We start from the raw sequence: 991 nt of genomic DNA on the forward strand, positions 1-991 counted from the left end.
AGAGAATTAAATTTTTTTCAATCTTTTATTTAATCGACAGCTTCCGAACCGCCAATTATATCCAAAAGCTCGTTTGTGATATTTTCCTGTCTCGCTCTATTCACTTTATTTTTAAGTTCCGATAAAAGTCTTTCGGCGTTATCGGTGGCGTTTCTCATGGCAATCGAGCGTTCGGCATTTTCGGACAAAAAAGAAGTGGTAAGCATAAAATAGAAATAAGTTTTTATCGCAAGCGGAACAACTTCTTTCAAAACGGAATCTCTATCTGGCTCTATCAAATATTCGGACTGTTTTTTACTTTTATGTCCTTCAATATCTTCTTCGTCTGGAATCATTGGAATCAAACTTTTTATTTTAGGAATATGAACGACTCTCGTATAATATCTCGTATATATAATTTCTACTCTCGAAGCTTTATCTGTCGAATAATCATACATGAATCTTTGAACTACGGCTGCGCAATCGTCAAAAGTGGATTCTTCGTCTATACGCGGATATTTTCTCGCTATTGGAATTTTTTGTTTTTCAAAATAAGCCTCGCCTTTCTTTCCCAAAACATGAAGCTCTACTTCTCTTCCATGTCTATGATGATGTCTTATTCTTTCCATAGCTTCGTCTAAAATTTTCGTATTATAAGAACCGCATAAACCTCGCGTTGAAGTTATGACGAATAGAATTATATTTTTTATATTTTTCTTTTTTTCAAGCAAAGGATGAGAACGCTCTATATCGGTATGAGAAAGTTCCTCGACTATTCTGTTTAATTTTTGAGTGTAAGGACGCATTCCTTGTTCTACCGTAAGAATTTTTGCGGTTTTTGAGCGCGAAATCATATCCATAGTTTTCGTTATTTTATGAGTTCCCGTTATAGCTTTTATTCTTGCCTTCAATACATTAAGTTTTTCAGCCATAATATTTTCCTAAATTTATTTTTCTTTTTTCAAATTTCAATATCTTTATATAATTTGTCTATTATATCGTAAAGTTTAGC

At 32.9% G+C, this 991-nt stretch carries 1 protein-coding gene; it reads right to left on the reverse strand.

Annotated features, from left to right (window positions below):
• Positions 1-29: 29 nt before the first annotated feature.
• Positions 30-911 (reverse strand): ATP synthase F1 subunit gamma, encoded by an 882-nt coding sequence (gene atpG, locus EZH24_RS12545; RefSeq protein WP_137999385.1) that lies wholly within the window; start codon positions 909-911, stop codon positions 30-32.
• Positions 912-991 lie beyond the last annotated feature (80 nt).

Source organism: Brachyspira catarrhinii (assembly GCF_005518285.1).
GTDB classification, from domain to species: Bacteria; Spirochaetota; Brachyspiria; order Brachyspirales; family Brachyspiraceae; genus Brachyspira; species Brachyspira catarrhinii.